A 15,809-nucleotide genomic window follows, 5' to 3' on the forward strand; every position below is an offset into this window, starting at 1 on the left:
AAAACTGATACCCGTAAGTATCATTCCAACAATTATCTATGCGACTTCATGTCGCACCCACGGCGTATCCAAATGATGGATTGCGACACACCGTTTCTGCGCGTTCACACCCGTTCCGAGCATGGAAGTGGAACCGAACAGCACGCGCACCGTTCCGGCGTTCATGGCGTCTATCACCCCCTTGCGTGCCTTGTCGGTCTTGCACTCCTGAATGAAGCGCACCTCGCTTGCCGGGATGCCGTAGTCCTCCGTCAGCTTCCGCTTTATCTCGCTGTACACGTTCCATCCGTCGCCCGGCTGGTATGTTCCCAGATCCGAGAACACGAACTGCGTGCCTTTCTGCGCGTCGTATTTGTGGTAATACTCCGCAATCGTCTTGGCGCAGTGGGAAGCCTTGTTGTCGGGGTGGTCCTCATAATGCGGGTCTATCATGCGCATGTCGAGAGCCATCTTCCGCGCGTAATCGGTGGCGATAAGCATCTTCGCCTTCTCCTCCGTTTCCGACAGGGGCGGTCTGCCCAGCAGCGTGGCGTCACCCGTCTTGGCGAACTGCATCAGCTGTTTGATGAAATACTCTTGGTCGGGCGTGGGAGGTATGTGATGCAGTATCTCGTTCTTACGCGGACGATCCACACCCACGTCCTCCGCCGTGCGGTAATCGGTAATCTCGTTGTAGAAGGCGGCAAGCTCCGGCACTTTGATGAAATATCGGAAACGCTCCTTCTGAACCACATTGTTCGTCACGTTGAACTCGAAGTCGGTTGTCTTTTTGGCGAAAATTGCCGCCCATGCGTCGAAGCATCGGATATCCTGCCTTTCCAATTCCTTCGGACGCAGATACTTGAAGAGCAGGTACAATTCCGTCAGACTGTTGGAAATGGTTGTGCCGGACAGGAACGTAGCCCCCAAGTCCTTGTCCGTGCGCTCCTGTATAGTTCGTATGGCAAAAAGCATATTCAGGGCTTTCTGGCTTCCTTCCGAGTTTCCCAACCCCGCCACACGGTCATGCCGGGTGTTGAAAGTCAAGTTCTTGAATTGGTGGCTCTCGTCAATGAAGATGTGGTCGATGCCCATCTGCTTGAAGTCCACTACGTCATCCGTGCGGGATTTGATGGCGTGTTCCACTTTCTCCAACTTCGCCACAAGGTTGTGCTTGCGTTTCTCCAATCCTTTCAGCATCGCCCGCGACACGTTCTTGCCCTGCTGCCGCAGCACTTCAAGGTTTTCCTCCACCGTGTCAAGCTCCGCTTGCAGGATGCGCTGTTGCAACTCCGGCGACTGTGGTATCTTGCCGAACTGGTCGTGCGACATGATGACGCAATCGTAGTCGTTGTTCTTGATGTTGTTGAAAAAACGCACGCGGTTGGCAGTCGAGAAATCCTTTTCCGAAGCGTAGAGAATCCTCGCATTAGGATATGCCGCCTGATAAGTGGCTACTATCTCCGCCACGTTCGCCTTCAAGCCGATAATCATCGGCTTGTGCGCCAAGTTCAGACGCTTCATTTCATGCGCTGCAATACACATTATCAGTGTTTTACCTGTTCCAACTTCGTGGTCACAGATCCCGCCTCCGTTCTGTTTTATCATCCAGACGCAATCCTTCTGCGACGGATAAACGCTTTGAATACCCCGGCTTGCCAATCCTTTCAGATTGAGGTCGGGAAACGTCTGGTGCGAACCGTCATACTTCGGTCGCACGAAACAGTTGAACTTGCGGTTGTACATTGTCGTCAGCCGTTCCTTGAACTGCGGCGACTGCTCTTCCAGCCATTCCGAGAACCCGTTACGGATTTCGTCAATCTTGGCGTTGGCGAGCTGTATGCCCTCGCTGTCGCGCACCTTGATGTCATTGCCATGCTCATCCTTGCCGATGGACTTCATCATGTCGGGGCAGGTGTTGTGCAGGGCGTGTTTCAACAGGTGCATACCGTCATAGTTCCGGTAATAGCCCTTCACTAAAAACTCGTCCGTGATTTTCATGGTGCGGTAGCCGCACGCCACCGAATACTCGTCCATGCTTGCGGAGTAGGCGATTTTCACGTCCGTGTCGAAAAGATGGCTCATGTAGGCGGCGTACACGCCCGTCGGAATCCAGCGTTCCCCGAAATTGAAGTCGAGGTCCTCGAAGGCGATGCGCGGCGGCTCGGCTTCTTTCAGAGCCAACAACGCCTGCTTCACTTCCGGCATACGCCCGTTTTCTGGGTTGTCACCCATCCATGCCTTGATGCGCTCCGCCTTCTCTATCACGTTCCCGGCGATGAACCTGTCCTTTATCTCGTAACCGGTTACGAGCGGGTTGTAGAAGATGCGTCCTTTGAGGGCGTCAAGCAATCCCTCTTCCGTGCTGTCGGTTATCTCCCGCATATAGTCGAGATTGACCGTGCCGAACTTGTTGAGCGATGCGGAGAGTGCCTCTTCGGGAGAGCTTACGTTGGCATGGCTCTCCACCGAGAAGGAAACGGGACGCTCGAAGATGTCCGCCTTGACGAACCTGCCGTCTTCCGCACGTTCCAACGAAAGGATGTCGCGCCCGGCGGCATCCATCATCAACAGTTTCACGTTCTGCTTGGCATTGAGGTTGCCGTAGCGCATGACAAACTCATCGTAGCAGGTGTTCAACGCTATGCGTTGTGCAGACCCTTCATCGTGATACTCCGCCTCGTAGCGGTAAAGCCGCTCGTATGAATCACGGAGTGACACATACAACATCGCTTTCTCCTTCTGGTAGCCAGTCAGGTCAAGCGGTTGGAATGTCGCGCCGTAAGGCGTGAGGTCTTTCAAATAACCGAGATTGCGTGAAGCATCCAGTACCATAGAGCCGTCACGATAGTGCGGCTCCAGCATGCCGTTGAACGGACGGGGAGAAAGGTCGAGAGGTTCCTCCTCCGGTTTTTCCGCTTCCATTTCGGGGAAAAGGGAGGTTGCAGCCGTTTCCGTTGCGTGAGCGGCAGGAGTGGCGGCAACTTCCGGCTGCGTTTCGGGTTGCCGTGTTTCCTGCTCCGGTGCGGCTTTCACGTCCGGGACATGCTGCCGTTTCTCCTGATGCTGTGCCGCCAGCCTGCGAAGCTCCTTGCGTCGCTCCGGCGTGAGGTCCATCATCATTTCATAGAAGCCGTTGATGGGCGGGTTGGTATCCCAATCCAAAGTGGCGTAAATATCATCCGGATCGGCTTTGGCTGCGACACTCACCGGCTTTGTTTCTTGGCTGTCCCTGTTCTCCGTCGGTGGTGCGGCAGACGGCTGTGGCGGTGCGGTCGTAACCTTCGGCGTAACCTGCGCCTGCGGTTTGGGAGGCATACGTCTTGCCGGGCTTTCCTTTTTCGCCGTCTTTTTCTTCTTGGAGGGTGCTTCCTGCTTGCGTACCTCCTCGGTCATGCCCCAGAGGTCGAGCAGGGAGAGCTGCACGCCCTCCGAATAATCGGGACGGTGCGGCTCTATCTCCGGCTTTTCTTCCTCCGGCTGCGGTGTTACCGCTTCGGGCTTGGCTGCCATTTCATTACGTGGCTGTATCTCAGGAGTGACAACTGGTATGGAAATGGTTTCCGTAACCGTGCTTTTCCCCTGTGCCGGATGCAGGCTGTACATTTCATACAGTTCTTTGTCAAACTGATGCAACTCGATTTTCAGATGTTCCCGCAAGTCCTCCGCCATTTGCCCGATGCCGCCCCGGTGCAGGAGTTGATAGGCAGGTTTCCCGTAAGGGTCTGTGCCTCTGATTAAATCCGTATTGGAAAGAGAGCTGATGCTCCATACATACCCGTTCACCGAAGTGCCGATGGGCGTCTGTTCGGTCTGCATGAAAAGTTTCTCGTTGTAGTACAGTTCCCCGTTCTTTCCGCTGTTCTTTTGCAGGATAATCAGGTCGCTGCCCACCTCCGTACCCGCGTTGTCCGTGAAGAGATTGTTCGGCAGGCGTGCGACACCCACCAGATTGGCATTACGCATCATATACTCGCGTATGGGTGCGTTGGACGGTGCGTCCAGCACCCCCTGCGAGGTGATGAACGCCACGATGCCGCCCTCACGCACAGCGTCAAGGCTTTTCAGGAAGAAGTAGTTGTGTATTGCCTTCGGTGCGGAACGCCTTGCCGGGTCTTGGCTTCCTGTAAACTCCGGGTCGAACACAGCCACGTCGCCGAACGGGATGTTCGAGATGGCAAGGTCGAAATAATCCGTGAAGGGCTTCTCTATCTTCTCGAATCCCTGCACCCTTACCTTTTGGTCGGGATGCAGGTGTCCCAATATCTTGCCCGTCATCAGGTCTTTCTCGAAAGCCATGATGTCCGCGTCCGGCTTGTTTTCCAGCACGGCATCCACGAATGCGCCCACGCCCGCCGACGGCTCCAACACACGGTCGGGACGTATGCCGTGTTCATGCAGAGCCTCCGCAATCGTGCCGGTTATCTCCGGCGGTGTGTAGAATGCGGTCAGCACGGACTGCTTCATGGCATCCGCGTACCGCTTGTACTCCGTATCGTCCTTGCTGTTTTCACGCACCAGCCTGTGCAGTTCCACCGTAGGGGCAAACAGTTCGAGGTCCGATTTCGCCCAATGCACGGCATCCGTCAGTTCCTTTGCCGGGTTCAGTATGCACTTCAACCCGCCGAAACCGCAATACTTCCGAAGTATGGCTTGTTCCTCGGCGGTTGCCGTCCTCCGTTCCCTGTCAAGGATGAATGCCGTCCGTATCGCCTCGATGTTGTCCCGCAGCCGTTGTTTGCGGTTAAACGCCATATTCCCCGATATAAAGGACGACGGCTCCCGTCAGCTCCGTGTAGAGCAGGTCGTATTCGGGCGACAGGGCGAAGTTGTCGTCCGAAAGATCATAGGCGGAGAATACGTTGCCGACAGGCGGCAGCAGCTTTCGGATGAAGGCTTCGCGTTTCTTTTCCGGCACTTCGTCGGCAAACTCGTTTTCCACGACTTCGCGGAGGATGGCGTACTTGGAATAGCGAAGACCACGCAGGAGCGTGTCCATCGCCAACTCCTGCGCCCCCTCGGACGGATAGCCTTCGAGCCGCGCACGCTCATACGTTTCGGCGGCACGGTCGGCACGTTCCCGGATGAAGGCATCGTCGGAAGCCTGTTCAAACCTGTTCGTGCGGAGATAGTCCAGCAGGTACAGACCGTAATAGGAAAAGTCGGTCTGACCTTCGTTTTTCTTCTTGTTGTTCATTACTTTGGAATTTAGTGGGTTGATAATGATGGGGATAATCGTCTGAAAAGGAGAATGAAAAGGCACTCGGTATCCCTCCGAGTGCCACCACTAAATCCAAAGTATGAGTGTAATCCGGTATCGAAGAACAATTCATTACTCTGAACAAGTGGCAAAGTTAATACTATTTCTTCCGTCCTGAAAATTTCCTGCTCGTTTTCCTTTCGGGGAACACGAAAGTCGTGTTATAGTCCCCGTCAAAGGCGACTATGGCGTCGAAGCTCTTGCCCTGCTTGCTCTTGAAGCCTTTGAGCGGCTTCGTATGCCCATCGGTGAGCAGCTCTTTGATCTCGTCATCGGAAAGGGTGCGGTTCGCCTTCAGGCGGAACACGGGTAGCCCGCAGTCCGCGTTGTCGCAGCGGACGACCTTGCCGTAGAACTGCATACTGCCCGTTCCGCACTTGGGACACTTGCAGCCGGAATCCCTGCGGGCGAACAGCTTGTCGCACGAGAGCAGTTCGGAGGTAATCTCCTTTGTGTACGCCTCTATCTCCTTGCAGAAGGTGTCGGCGGGCAGCTCCCCGCGCTCGATGCGTGCCAGATTCTTCTCCCATTCGCCCGTCATGGCGACGTCGGCGATGCGCATCGTCTTCACGACAGAGTAAAGGGCAAGCCCTTTTTCTGTCGGCACAAGCGATTTCTTGCAGCGTTCCATGTAGCCGCGCTTGAAGAGCGTTTCGATGATGGCGGCACGGGTGGCGGGCGTGCCGATGCCGCAGTCCTTCAAAGCCTGACGGAGTGCGTCGTCCTCTATGTCCTTGCCCGCCGTTTCCATAGCCGAGAGCAAGGTTGCTTCGGTATGCAACGGCTTGGGTTTGGTCTTTCCCTCCGTGATGGAACAGCCTTTCAACGTCAGCGTGTCGCCTTCCCGCCAGCCGGGGATGGCGGTTTCTTCCTTGTCCTCCTCACCATATACGGCACGCCATCCGGCTTGCCTGATGACGCTGCCTTTCACCGTGAACTCCACTCCGGCACACTCCGCCGTGACGGTAGCGGTGTCCTTGACGCATTTCTCGGAGAACGCCTCGATCATGCGCCCGGCAACCATCTGATAGACGGTGTTGTCTTCTTTGGAGAGGAACAGCGGTTTCTCTCCCGTGACGAGCAGGGCGTGGTGGTCCGTCACCTTGCTACCGTCCACGCTTCTGCGTGTCGGGACGGCTTTCGGCTGCACCTTGCCTTTCCATTCGGGCAAAGCCCCGATGAAGGCGAGCAGCTTGGGGATTTCGGCGAACACGTCTTCGGGGATGTAGCGGCTTCCGGTTCTCGGATAGGTGATGAGCTTCTTCTCGTAGAGCTTCTGCGCGATTTCAAGCGTCTGTTCCGCCGTGAAGCCGTGCTTGGTGTTGGCTTCCTTCTGGAGCGTGGTCAGGTCGTACAGGAGCGGTGTTTCCTCCGTCTTCTCCTTGCGTTCGGCTTTCGTGACGGTGGCTGTGCCTGCCGACTTCACCTTATTATACAGTTCCGTCGCGGGCTCTTTCTCTTTCCATTTTTCGGAAGAGGAAAACTTCACAGTTCCTTCGTCGCAGCCGTCCGTTGCGATATGGAGCTGCCAGAAGGCTTCGGGCGTGAAGCGGCGGTTCTCCCAGTAGCGTGCGCACACCATCGCCAATGTAGGTGTCTGCACCCGCCCGACGGAGTAAGTGCCGTGTCCGGCGGCGATGGAGAGTGCCTGCGTGCCGTTGATGCCCACGAGCCAGTCCGATTCGCTCCGCGCTTTGGCGGCAAGATAGAGGTCGTCGTATTTGCCGCCCGCTTCAAGGTTGCGCAGTCCCTCGCGGATAGCCTTGTCGGTAAGCGAGCTTATCCAGAGGCGGACGAACGGGGTGGCGCATCCGGTGTAATGGTAGAGGTAGCGGAAAATAAGCTCACCCTCGCGTCCGGCATCGGTCGCCACGATGATCTGTTCACTTTCCTTGAATAGCCGGGTGACGGTCTTGATCTGCGTCACCACGCCGCTGTCGGGCTTGTAGCCCTTCTCCGTCTTTACCTGACGGGGGACGAGCGTGAAGGTGTCGGGGATGACGGGCAGGTTGTCACGGACGAAGCCGCGTATGCCGTAGCCGTCGGGCATGGCAAGCTGTACGAGATGTCCGAACGCCCAAGTCACGGCGTAGCCGCCTCCCTCGAAATATCCTTCCTCTCTCTTTGTCGCGCCCACGATACGGGCGATCTCACGTGCCACAGACGGCTTTTCTGCAATGATTGTCTTCATATTCTTCTGTCGTTTTGAATTTTACAAATGTTACTTCGGATTTAGTGGCGGACACCGGATTACATCTTCATGCCCTTATTGTTTCTTTTTTGCGGCTTCTCCTGCTGCTGTTGCTGCGCGGTGTCCTTCGGGGCGGTCTGTCCCTTCCGCAACGGCTCCTTCAGGTTCTTGGTAGCCTCGTTGGTCTTGCCCTCGCTGTTCACCGCCACCTGCGTGCGGCTCTCGTTGGAAGGCGCGACCTTCTGCGCGTTGTCGGGGTTGGTGTCGTAGCGGTACGGGCGTCCCTTCTCCGGGTTGAACTTGATGTACATCGTGGCGTGGAAGCCCTGCTTGTCGGTCACGTTCTCCAGTTTCACGGCTTTGCCCGCCACGTAGTCGGCTTTCTGCTGCTCGGTGAAGTCCACGCCGCTCCATTTGCTGATGGGGCGGATGCTGCCGTCGGCGTTCGTCCACGTGTTGCGGCGTTGCTCCTTGTTCGTGTTGGCTGTGTTTTCCGTACCTTGCGCCTGTTTCTCCTTATTTTCCTGTGTCTGGACGGCACGGGGCGACCTGCCGGTTCCCGGCACGAACTCCACGCCGCGCTGCTCCACGTTCACTTGCAGGGTGGTGACGAACTTCCTGCCGTCCTTGCGTTCGATGAGTTTGTCACGCACGGGCAGACCGGCACGCAGCATGTCCTGCTCCTGCTTGGTGATTTCCGTCTTGCCGATGCGTTCCGGTATGCGCACCTTGCTGGCCGAGACATCCGTGATTTCGTTCGTCTTGCGGTCGATGCTGACGAACGAGGGGATGATCTCGCCCGTTTCCCTGTCCACGAGGTCCACGACCCTGCCGAGGTTGCCCGTTTCGCGCAGGTTCTTCCGGTCATCGTCGGAGAACTTGTGTTCCTTGTAGTCGTCGAGCTTCTGCTCCTTGCGGATGAAGTGCGGCACAAGGCTGACGTTGCCCTCGCCGTCCTTCTTGAAGGAGAGGCGGGCGTCCAGTTCGAAAGCCTCTCCGCCGAAATTGGGCGACACCCTCACCAAGTCGGACTTGCCGTAGTTGAGCATCCTGTTAAGGTCGCCCGACTTTTCAAGGTCGTCGCGCTTCACGCCCCATTTCTCCTCCAACTTCTGCCAGTTGATCTTGCTCTCGTCGATGGGCTGGTAGCCCCGGTTGCCCTGCGTCTGCTGAGGACTTTCCTGATTCTGTTCGTTTTTCTGTTCCATTTCTTCCTGTTTTTTAGGTTCGTCATCTTGTTTCTGTTCCGGTTGTTCCTGTTTTTCGGCGGACTGCTCCTCCTGTACTTTCTTTTCGTAGCCGGAGGTGTCCACCTTGTGGGGCGCAAGCATCTCCTTGTTGCCGTCGGGATCTTTCAGCAAGTCCTTGATAACCTCCAGCAGTTTGTCGGCTTGGTCCGCCGCGACACGGTAGAAACCGAAGCGGCTGGGTTCCCTGCACTGCCGGAAGAAGTTCCTGAAGAAGTTGTCCAGCACGTCGCCGTGCCGGTCGAATTGCAGGAAACTCTGCGCGTTCTCCGCTTTCGCGGGGATACGCTTGGGGGAGCCGTCGGCGTTCAGCCCGGCTACCACGCTGATTTCGCCCGTCTTCTCGTCACGGACAACCAGCACGTCCTTTTCGTCTTTTTTCTTTGCCATCTGAAAAATGTTTTAATGGTTATTTTTGAAAGAAATTATGGATACGAGCCTTGTAGAAGGCTATGTCTTCCTTGCGGAAATCCTTTACATGTTCGGAGAGGAACGTCAGCACGTCCGCCTCGCTGTAATAGGTCTTTTTGCCGAGCGTCTTGTAGGGCAGCGCGCCGATGCTGCGGTAGCGTTGCAGGGTGCGCTTGCTGATCTGGAGCAGTATGCACAGGTCTTGGTTGTCGAAAAGCCTGATCCCGTCCATCGGGTTCGGGGCTTTGCCGGACGGCTGCATGGAGAGCAGCATCTCGTCCTGACGGTCGAGCCGTTCCATCACCTTCTGCATCCAGTTCTCGAAATTGTTGCGGGTAAGCAGTTCCATGTCTTACGTCCTCCTTCCTTTGGGTCTGCCGCCCGTGCGCAGCGTGTGGTTGCGTTTCAACTGTTCCGGTGTCGCGGCTTCGCCCGTAACGGTGCTGTCTTCGAGCAGGCGGTCGATTTCCGACTGCCGGTAGCGGCACTTGCCGCGCAGCACGACATAGGCGATGCGCTGTTCGCTGCGCATGCGCTGGAGGGTGCGGCAACTCACGTTCAGCAGGTGCGCCGCCTCGCGGGTGGTGAGCAACCTGTCGGGAGCTTCTTCCTTCCTACCGCCGGAAACGGCACGCACGTGTGCCGCTATCTCGGCTATCTGTTCCGTCAATGCGGTGAAGGCGGAACTTTCCATCGTTATCACTTTCATATTCAGTTCTTTCTTTTGGTTTATTTGCATGAACATAGGCTGCGCCTCGGCATACCGTTCAAGCGGGCTTGACGTTCTGCGCTCGGCTTGCGCTATGTTTCTGCGACAAAATTCGGCAATAAACCAAATGGGCTTTAACAGCTCACTACGTGGCTCACGTAAGATTTTTACGGATAATGGCTCCGTAACCCGGACAGACGGCGCAACAAGCTGCCTTTTAGCGGGAAACGGTACGTGTTCAAGGCGGCTTCGTTACCTTTGCGGCAAACTCTGAAATGTTTTGCTTATGGAAATAGTATCTATCGAGAAAAAGACCTTCGAGATGATGGTGGCGTCCTTCAACGCCCTCGCGGAGAAGGTAGCCGCCCTGAGGCGCAGGAGCGACGGCGGGCGGATGGAAAGGTGGCTCACGGGCGAGGAGGTCTGCGGGCAGTTGAGGATCAGCCCGCGCACGTTGCAGACTTTGCGTGACAGGCGGCTTATCGGCTACTCGCAGATAAACCGCAGGTTCTATTACAAGCCGGAGGAGGTCAAAAGGCTCATTCCGCTTGTCGGCACGCTCTATCCCGGCGGAAAATGATTTGATTTTTATTATTCACAACCCACTGAATCCGAAGTTATGATGAACGAGAACAATGAAGTGTTTACGATGGAGGACGAGCCGCTTGCCACCGTCGTGCAGAACATGCGCAAAGGCTCGAAATGGCTCTCCGCCTTTCTGGAAAGTTACCGCCCGCCGTTGGACGGGGAGCGTTACCTGACGGACAGGGAGGTGGCGGAACTGCTCCGTGTCAGCCGCCGCACCTTGCAGGAGTACCGCAACAACAGGGTGCTGCCCTTTATACTTTTGGGAGGGAAGGTGCTTTACCCCGAATCGGGGTTGCGTGAACTATTGGAGGCGAACTACCGCAAGCCGATGGAATAAGGCGGCTGCATGAAAAAAGGAAACGGGCAACTCCATACGGGCTGTCCGTTTCCTTTTTCTTTTTTCTTTTTATGCGTGTTTAGCAATACCCGGCTTTTCCGTTCTGTATGAACATCACGTATGCCTGCCGCTTTTCCTTCGAGAGTGCCTTGCCCACCAGCCACGTGCGGAACACGTGTGCATGGTAGGTGTTCAGCCGGAAGGCGATGGGGATGATGATTTCCAGCGAATACACGTCGGCTGAAAGCCCGTTTTCAAGCCGCATGTAGCGACACACCTCGTAGTCGTTCAGCACGTCCGGCTTGCGGACGGCTCTGATGGCGGCGTTCACTGCCGGGACGCCCGTGTGGAACAGTCCGGCGATTTCTGTGGAGGTCATCCATATCTCGTTACCGGTTACGCTGACCGCCTTGTCCTCTATGATGATTATGTCACGTTTCATGGCTTTTCTTTTTAGATGGTGCAACCTGCAAATTCCTCGATGCCGTTCAACCTTGCGGCAAGGTTCTCCATGTCTTGGTTGAGCTTTTCTTTGGTGATTTTCGCGTATATCTGCGTCGTTTTTATGCTCTTGTGTCCCAGCATGGAACTGACCGTTTCGATGGGTACGCCGTTGGAGAGGAACACCGTCGTGGCTGCCGTGTGTCGGCTCTGATGCCACGTGATGTGCTTGGTGATGCCGCAACGCTTGGCGACGGAACGGATTCCGGCAAGGCACGTGTTGTAGTGGGGAACGGGGAAAATCCTGCCGTTCCCGCACAGACCCCGGTATTTGTCGATGATGCGCTTTGCGATGTCGAGCAGGCGGATATTGGACACCACGCCCGTCTTCTGGCGGTTGATGTTTATCCACTCGTGTTCGTCGAAGTAGGTATGGATGTTCTCTTCCGTCAGGTTGCGCATGTCGGCGAACGACAGGCCCGTGAAGGCGCAGAACAGGTAGAGGTCGCGGTAAAGCTCCTGCTTGGCGTTTTTCAGCCTGCCCTCCATCAGCAGCCGGATTTCCTCTTTCGTCAGGAAACTGCGTGTCGTTTCCTCCTTCTTGATTTCATACTCCCGGAATGGGTCGCGTGTGAGCCACTCGTTGTTGATGGCGATGAACACCATCGTCCGCAAGGGGCAGACATACAGCCACACGGTGTTGGTGCAGCAGTGCTTGTCCGTGCGCAGGAACATCTCGAAGTCGGAGATGAAGGCGGGCGTAAGCTCTTTCAGCGCGATGTCCTTCACGCGGTAGCGGATGGTGAGGAACTCTTGCAGGTGCTTGTAAACGGTCCTGTACTTCAGGAGCGTGCCTTTGGCTTTCATGCCAGCATCCACCTGTTTCTCGTAGTCTTCGTTGTGCTGCCGGAACACCTGCATCAGCGTGTGATAGCGATGTTCCAGTCCGAGAAAGGCGTTCTTGACCTTCTCCGCCGTGACGAAGTTGTCACGCTCCATGATTTCCTGATAGTGTTTGTTGATGCGCACACGCATCTTGTCGAGCATGCGGTTCGTTTCGAGTGCCGCCGAGCTTCTGCCCGTGACACGTCCCCCTTTGGTGTCCCACAGCTTGGGATCGACGGTCAGTTTGCAGCTGAACTGCGTTTGGCTGCCGTCCACCGTAATGCGTCCCATGACGGGTACTGTCCCGTCCTTTTTCACTACCTGACGTTTGAGGTAGTAGATTACTGAAAATGTACTCTTCATCGTCCTTATTTTTTTAGGTTCAAAATTAGTTGGTGAAGAGTCCGTCGCCGGTACGCAAAACGGGGAGGAACGGCGCAATCTTTTTCCGTAACCGGATTTGTTGCGTGAGTTGTCAGTAACTCACTAATCCTTAACGCCTTGTTTCGTTATCCGTGTCCGTTTGTCGCCATTCCGTGCATGGTTACGGACAAGTAACGTAGCGGCGTCCTGATTTGGCTTCAGCGGTGATTGCGATGGCTTCACGAATAATCGGAAGCACGACTGAAACCCTTGTAACTCAATTCTATCACTATATCTTTCCGCATTTCTCTTTTTTGTAGTAACTTTGTAAATCAAAGAATCCGATATGAATCAGGAATTATTAAAGCGCACGCTAAAGAACCGCCGCATAGAGCTGACGGATCAGGAGAAAAAGGATTACTATCCTAAAGAGCCTCTTTTTATGCTTCTGTTTACTTCTGTCGCTTTACTGTTTTGCCTTCTGATGGCAAAGATTAAGGGTGAAACGATAGAACCGGAATCTATATGGTTTGTCGTATTGTTTCCGGTTGTTTTCGCTGCGGTTGGTTACATTACCTATCGGAATAAGAAGAACACGCTCAAACTGCATTACATCAGTACGGCACTCACCCCCCAAGAGCAGCAAAAAGTCCTGATACGGCTGGCTAAGGAAAATCAGTGGGAAATAATACTGTGCAACAAACAGCAATTCGTAGCCGATGACATTTGTATGCGCTGGCGTGTGCGTATAACCGTCATTTTCGGGAATCCGTATATGGCTTACAATAGCCGATGCAATCCCACTCGCCGTTGGCACGCTTCCGGTGGCAGGAATTGTGATAACCGGGAAGCAATCCGTCAAGCTATCGAAAAAGAATGGACAACCAAAAACAAGAACTAAAAGGTACGGTATAAACAACAATATGATAGAGTACATGAACATTCCGGCTTTGGTCTGTGTCTCCCTGTTGGGTGCGGGAGCCCTTGCCATGATAGTAGGCTCGCTATTGAAAATGCAATGGGCTACGGAGGGAAAAAAGACTTCGCTATTCACTTATCTTTTATGCCTGATTGCAATGGCAGGTTCCGGCTGGACATGGTATGATAGCATACACAAAGCCCGTGCGTTGGCGGAAGGCAACCGATACACTTTAGCCACTTATGAAAAAGTGTCGGGTGTCATTAAAGGGGGACATAAGGTACGCCAGTTCGGTTTTTATGTGGATGGGGTGAAATATAATACTACGACGACATACCCCAAATTCTTGGGTGTCAGCAATCCTTTGCGCATCATAGTGAGGTATGCCGTCAGCAACCCTGAATACAATAAGGCTTTTGGGGACGAGTTTGTCCCCACATGGGTACTGTCCCCACCGGAAAAAGGTTGGAAACAATACCCGCCTGCTATTCATTGGGAAGGTGCTGTGCTGGATTCTGTTTATATGCAATCATTACAAGGTAATAATTAATCCGATGACGGTAAGTGCCGTATATACGCAGTTGATATAAAATGCAGCCATCAACAGCCGGGGGATATATTCCGACTTCCTGAATAGAGAGGCAGGCTGGATGATTAGCAAAGTAAGAAAAAGAACAATGCTAAAGCCGACCTGACTCATCAGCAACCATTGCGGATATTCCGTAATGACAGCCGCAGACCATGCTTGGAGCAAAGGAGTTATATTTTGCAGAAATACGTGAGCCGCAAAATATCCCAAAGAAGAAACGGCTTCTTTCCTCTGCCGTAGAAGCGCATTGATAGTATAAACGCCTATTCCGGCTTGTCCCAGCAGTATGGATAACTGGAAAAAGTCGAAAATCCAATAGATGGGATTGCTGGTAGTGCCATCGTTGGCAAAATAATCATAGAAACAGAGTGAGAACACGCAACTTGTTGCTACCAATCCTGCACAGATAAATGAAATGATTCTTTTATTCATCCAGAAAATCATCATTACTTAAATAATACTCAATAGCCTTTATACAATCTTTGTATAATGTTTTGGGATTCAATTTATATTGAAAGCTCAATATATACTTAAATGTTTCAACATCGACCAACGAACTCATACCCAAATCGTATGCTTGTTTGGGGACTTCACCATCTTCTGTTTCCACATATTCATCCTCTTCTTCCGATTCAATGACTAAATATTTGTCATTCTCCAAGTTCTCTGTTTCAATAACACTTTTTGAGCAATAGATATAAGCGTCACATGGTAATGCTTTATAAGCATTGATTAAATCTCCGATAGTTCCAAATTCTTTCATATATACTAATATTAATACATTATTTTTTTTCTTTCAGATACTTTTCCAATGCAATATACACTTCTTTCCGGTAACTGACAAAAATAGTTTTATCTGTTTGGGACGAATTTTTCTTTTTCCCGTCATAGTGCGGAATATTGGATAAAAACAGGCTATACGAGAAAATTATGTTCTCCTCTATTTTACGGGAAGGTTTGAATGACTTGGCAGGTATATAAGAATAAATACCCTCTTTACAACGGTAGGGCTTATACATTTGCACAACTCCCCACGAGTTTATCTCATCCACCCGGATGCTTCTTTTCCCGAACAGGCTTCGTGCTTCTATTCTATCCTCACAAAGCAAAATCTTACTGGGTAGTGCCCAACAGATTAACAGGATAGACAAAGATATGGGCAACAGGAAAATAAAGAGGACTTTATTCTCACTTAAATTGGCTACACATAAAAAGTAGATCATAAATGCACTAAATATACTGCATATTACAACTCCTGCCCAAACAAACTTATTTGTAGGGTAAATCCAGAATGTCTTTTTCCCGGAATCCTTATCTCTCATTTTATCATTATTCTTTTATATTCTCCTTATGCCCTCTAAGGCACTATATCGTAAATGGTCTGATCGTTATTCTTGAAAATGGTTTGTTCAATCAATTTTCCGACATGAACGATGCTGTCAATATCCACATTGACTTTCAGGCTTAGAACCGGAGCATATTTCACATGATCGTAATCTATGGGCGTGTTGTTATAGGTCGTTTCGATAATTGGGTAATTATGCTCTTTGGCAAACTGCTTCAATGAATCCAGATAGGGAAGTTGGTCTTTGCTCATGGCTTCAAAATCAATGTAGAACTTTCCGTTATCCTGCATGAAATAGATACAATCCACACCATTGGCACAGATACCCGTAAAATCATATTCCGTTCGTCCTGCCTGTACGTTTTTCAGCACGCCCGGCAACTTATCCATTGTAATCTGTGCGGCTACCGGAATATAAGGATTTATACTCTCACTCTGCGTAGCTCGCTTGTTTCCATATCCACATCCCAGTAAACCCAGAATAGAGGCAAGTATTCCCATCGTTATTATTTTAAAGTGTTTCATATTCAAATTACTTTTATGAT

General features: G+C 52.7%; 15 protein-coding genes and 1 pseudogene. 4 read left to right on the forward strand and 12 right to left on the reverse strand.

All coding sequences use genetic code 11. The features are described 5' to 3' along the window. Positions 1 to 57: 57 nt before the first annotated feature. From JZY04_RS12530 to JZY04_RS12555, 6 genes and pseudogenes are all read right to left on the reverse strand, one after another. A pseudogene (locus JZY04_RS12530) lies at positions 58 to 4,734 on the reverse strand (N-6 DNA methylase); the annotation flags it as partial. Then, a complete protein-coding gene (locus JZY04_RS12535) occupies positions 4,724 to 5,176 on the reverse strand; it encodes a DUF1896 domain-containing protein (RefSeq protein WP_008645575.1) in 453 nt (150 codons plus the stop codon). The pseudogene JZY04_RS12530 and the gene JZY04_RS12535, both read right to left, overlap by 11 nt. Before the next feature lie 163 nt (positions 5,177 to 5,339). Further along, positions 5,340 to 7,430 (reverse strand): type IA DNA topoisomerase, encoded by a 2,091-nt coding sequence (locus JZY04_RS12540; RefSeq protein ID WP_008645574.1) that lies wholly within the window; start codon positions 7,428 to 7,430, stop codon positions 5,340 to 5,342. A gap of 59 nt (positions 7,431 to 7,489) precedes the next feature. Next, positions 7,490 to 9,067 carry a DUF4099 domain-containing protein gene (locus JZY04_RS12545; protein WP_008645573.1) on the reverse strand — a complete coding sequence of 526 codons (1,578 nt, stop codon included), beginning with the start codon at positions 9,065 to 9,067 and terminating at the stop codon, positions 7,490 to 7,492. 19 nt (positions 9,068 to 9,086) lie between these two features. Next, positions 9,087 to 9,437 carry a helix-turn-helix domain-containing protein gene (locus JZY04_RS12550; protein WP_008655857.1) on the reverse strand — a complete coding sequence of 117 codons (351 nt, stop codon included), beginning with the start codon at positions 9,435 to 9,437 and terminating at the stop codon, positions 9,087 to 9,089. A 3-nt stretch (positions 9,438 to 9,440) separates the two neighbouring features. Then, the gene (locus tag JZY04_RS12555) at positions 9,441 to 9,833 is read right to left on the reverse strand and encodes a helix-turn-helix domain-containing protein (protein ID WP_008655856.1); all 393 of its coding nucleotides are present in this window, start codon (positions 9,831 to 9,833) and stop codon (positions 9,441 to 9,443) included. A 250-nt stretch (positions 9,834 to 10,083) separates the two neighbouring features. Here JZY04_RS12555 and JZY04_RS12560 point away from each other — a divergent pair, with 250 nt between their 5' ends. Together JZY04_RS12560 and JZY04_RS12565 are read left to right on the forward strand one after the other, a co-directional pair. Then, positions 10,084 to 10,377 carry a helix-turn-helix domain-containing protein gene (locus JZY04_RS12560; RefSeq protein ID WP_032535412.1) on the forward strand — a complete coding sequence of 98 codons (294 nt, stop codon included), beginning with the start codon at positions 10,084 to 10,086 and terminating at the stop codon, positions 10,375 to 10,377. Between the two features lie 39 nt (positions 10,378 to 10,416). Continuing rightward, positions 10,417 to 10,722, forward strand: a complete 306-nt coding sequence (locus JZY04_RS12565; RefSeq protein ID WP_008645571.1) for a helix-turn-helix domain-containing protein — start codon at positions 10,417 to 10,419, stop codon at positions 10,720 to 10,722. Positions 10,723 to 10,801: 79 nt separating this feature from the next. On the opposite strand, the gene JZY04_RS12570 is transcribed toward JZY04_RS12565, so the two are convergent. Both JZY04_RS12570 and JZY04_RS12575 read right to left on the reverse strand, forming a co-directional pair. Then, entirely contained in the window at positions 10,802 to 11,164 is a 363-nt protein-coding gene (locus JZY04_RS12570; RefSeq protein ID WP_008645570.1) for a hypothetical protein, read from the reverse strand. An 11-nt stretch (positions 11,165 to 11,175) separates the two neighbouring features. Continuing rightward, positions 11,176 to 12,411, reverse strand: a complete 1,236-nt coding sequence (locus JZY04_RS12575) for a site-specific integrase (RefSeq protein WP_008645569.1) — start codon at positions 12,409 to 12,411, stop codon at positions 11,176 to 11,178. A 346-nt stretch (positions 12,412 to 12,757) separates the two neighbouring features. Between JZY04_RS12575 and JZY04_RS12580 the strand changes: the two genes are divergently transcribed. Together JZY04_RS12580 and JZY04_RS12585 are read left to right on the forward strand one after the other, a co-directional pair. Further along, on the forward strand, positions 12,758 to 13,312 hold the full coding sequence (locus tag JZY04_RS12580) for a hypothetical protein (RefSeq protein WP_122143349.1): 555 nt from the start codon (positions 12,758 to 12,760) through the stop codon (positions 13,310 to 13,312). A gap of 22 nt (positions 13,313 to 13,334) precedes the next feature. Next, positions 13,335 to 13,880: a hypothetical protein gene (locus JZY04_RS12585; protein WP_122143350.1), complete on the forward strand. Its 546-nt coding sequence runs from the start codon at positions 13,335 to 13,337 to the stop codon at positions 13,878 to 13,880. Here the strand turns inward: JZY04_RS12585 and JZY04_RS12590 are convergent. The 4 genes from JZY04_RS12590 to JZY04_RS12605 all read right to left on the reverse strand — a co-directional run bounded on the left by JZY04_RS12590 (position 13,863) and on the right by JZY04_RS12605 (position 15,789). Further along, the gene (locus JZY04_RS12590) at positions 13,863 to 14,351 is read right to left on the reverse strand and encodes a hypothetical protein (RefSeq protein ID WP_122143381.1); all 489 of its coding nucleotides are present in this window, start codon (positions 14,349 to 14,351) and stop codon (positions 13,863 to 13,865) included. The two genes, JZY04_RS12585 and JZY04_RS12590, sit on opposite strands and share 18 nt — an antisense overlap. Continuing rightward, positions 14,344 to 14,682, reverse strand: a complete 339-nt coding sequence (locus JZY04_RS12595; protein WP_122143351.1) for a hypothetical protein — start codon at positions 14,680 to 14,682, stop codon at positions 14,344 to 14,346. Before JZY04_RS12595 ends, JZY04_RS12590 begins: the two co-directional genes overlap by 8 nt. Before the next feature lie 19 nt (positions 14,683 to 14,701). Next, positions 14,702 to 15,142 carry a hypothetical protein gene (locus JZY04_RS12600; RefSeq protein ID WP_250703450.1) on the reverse strand — a complete coding sequence of 147 codons (441 nt, stop codon included), beginning with the start codon at positions 15,140 to 15,142 and terminating at the stop codon, positions 14,702 to 14,704. A 134-nt stretch (positions 15,143 to 15,276) separates the two neighbouring features. After that, positions 15,277 to 15,789: a hypothetical protein gene (locus JZY04_RS12605; protein WP_122143353.1), complete on the reverse strand. Its 513-nt coding sequence runs from the start codon at positions 15,787 to 15,789 to the stop codon at positions 15,277 to 15,279. Between the last annotated feature and the right edge of the window lie 20 nt (positions 15,790 to 15,809).

The sequence above is a fragment of the Bacteroides sp. 11BF genome (assembly GCF_019633765.1).
Lineage (GTDB): Bacteria > Bacteroidota > Bacteroidia > Bacteroidales > Bacteroidaceae > Bacteroides > Bacteroides hominis.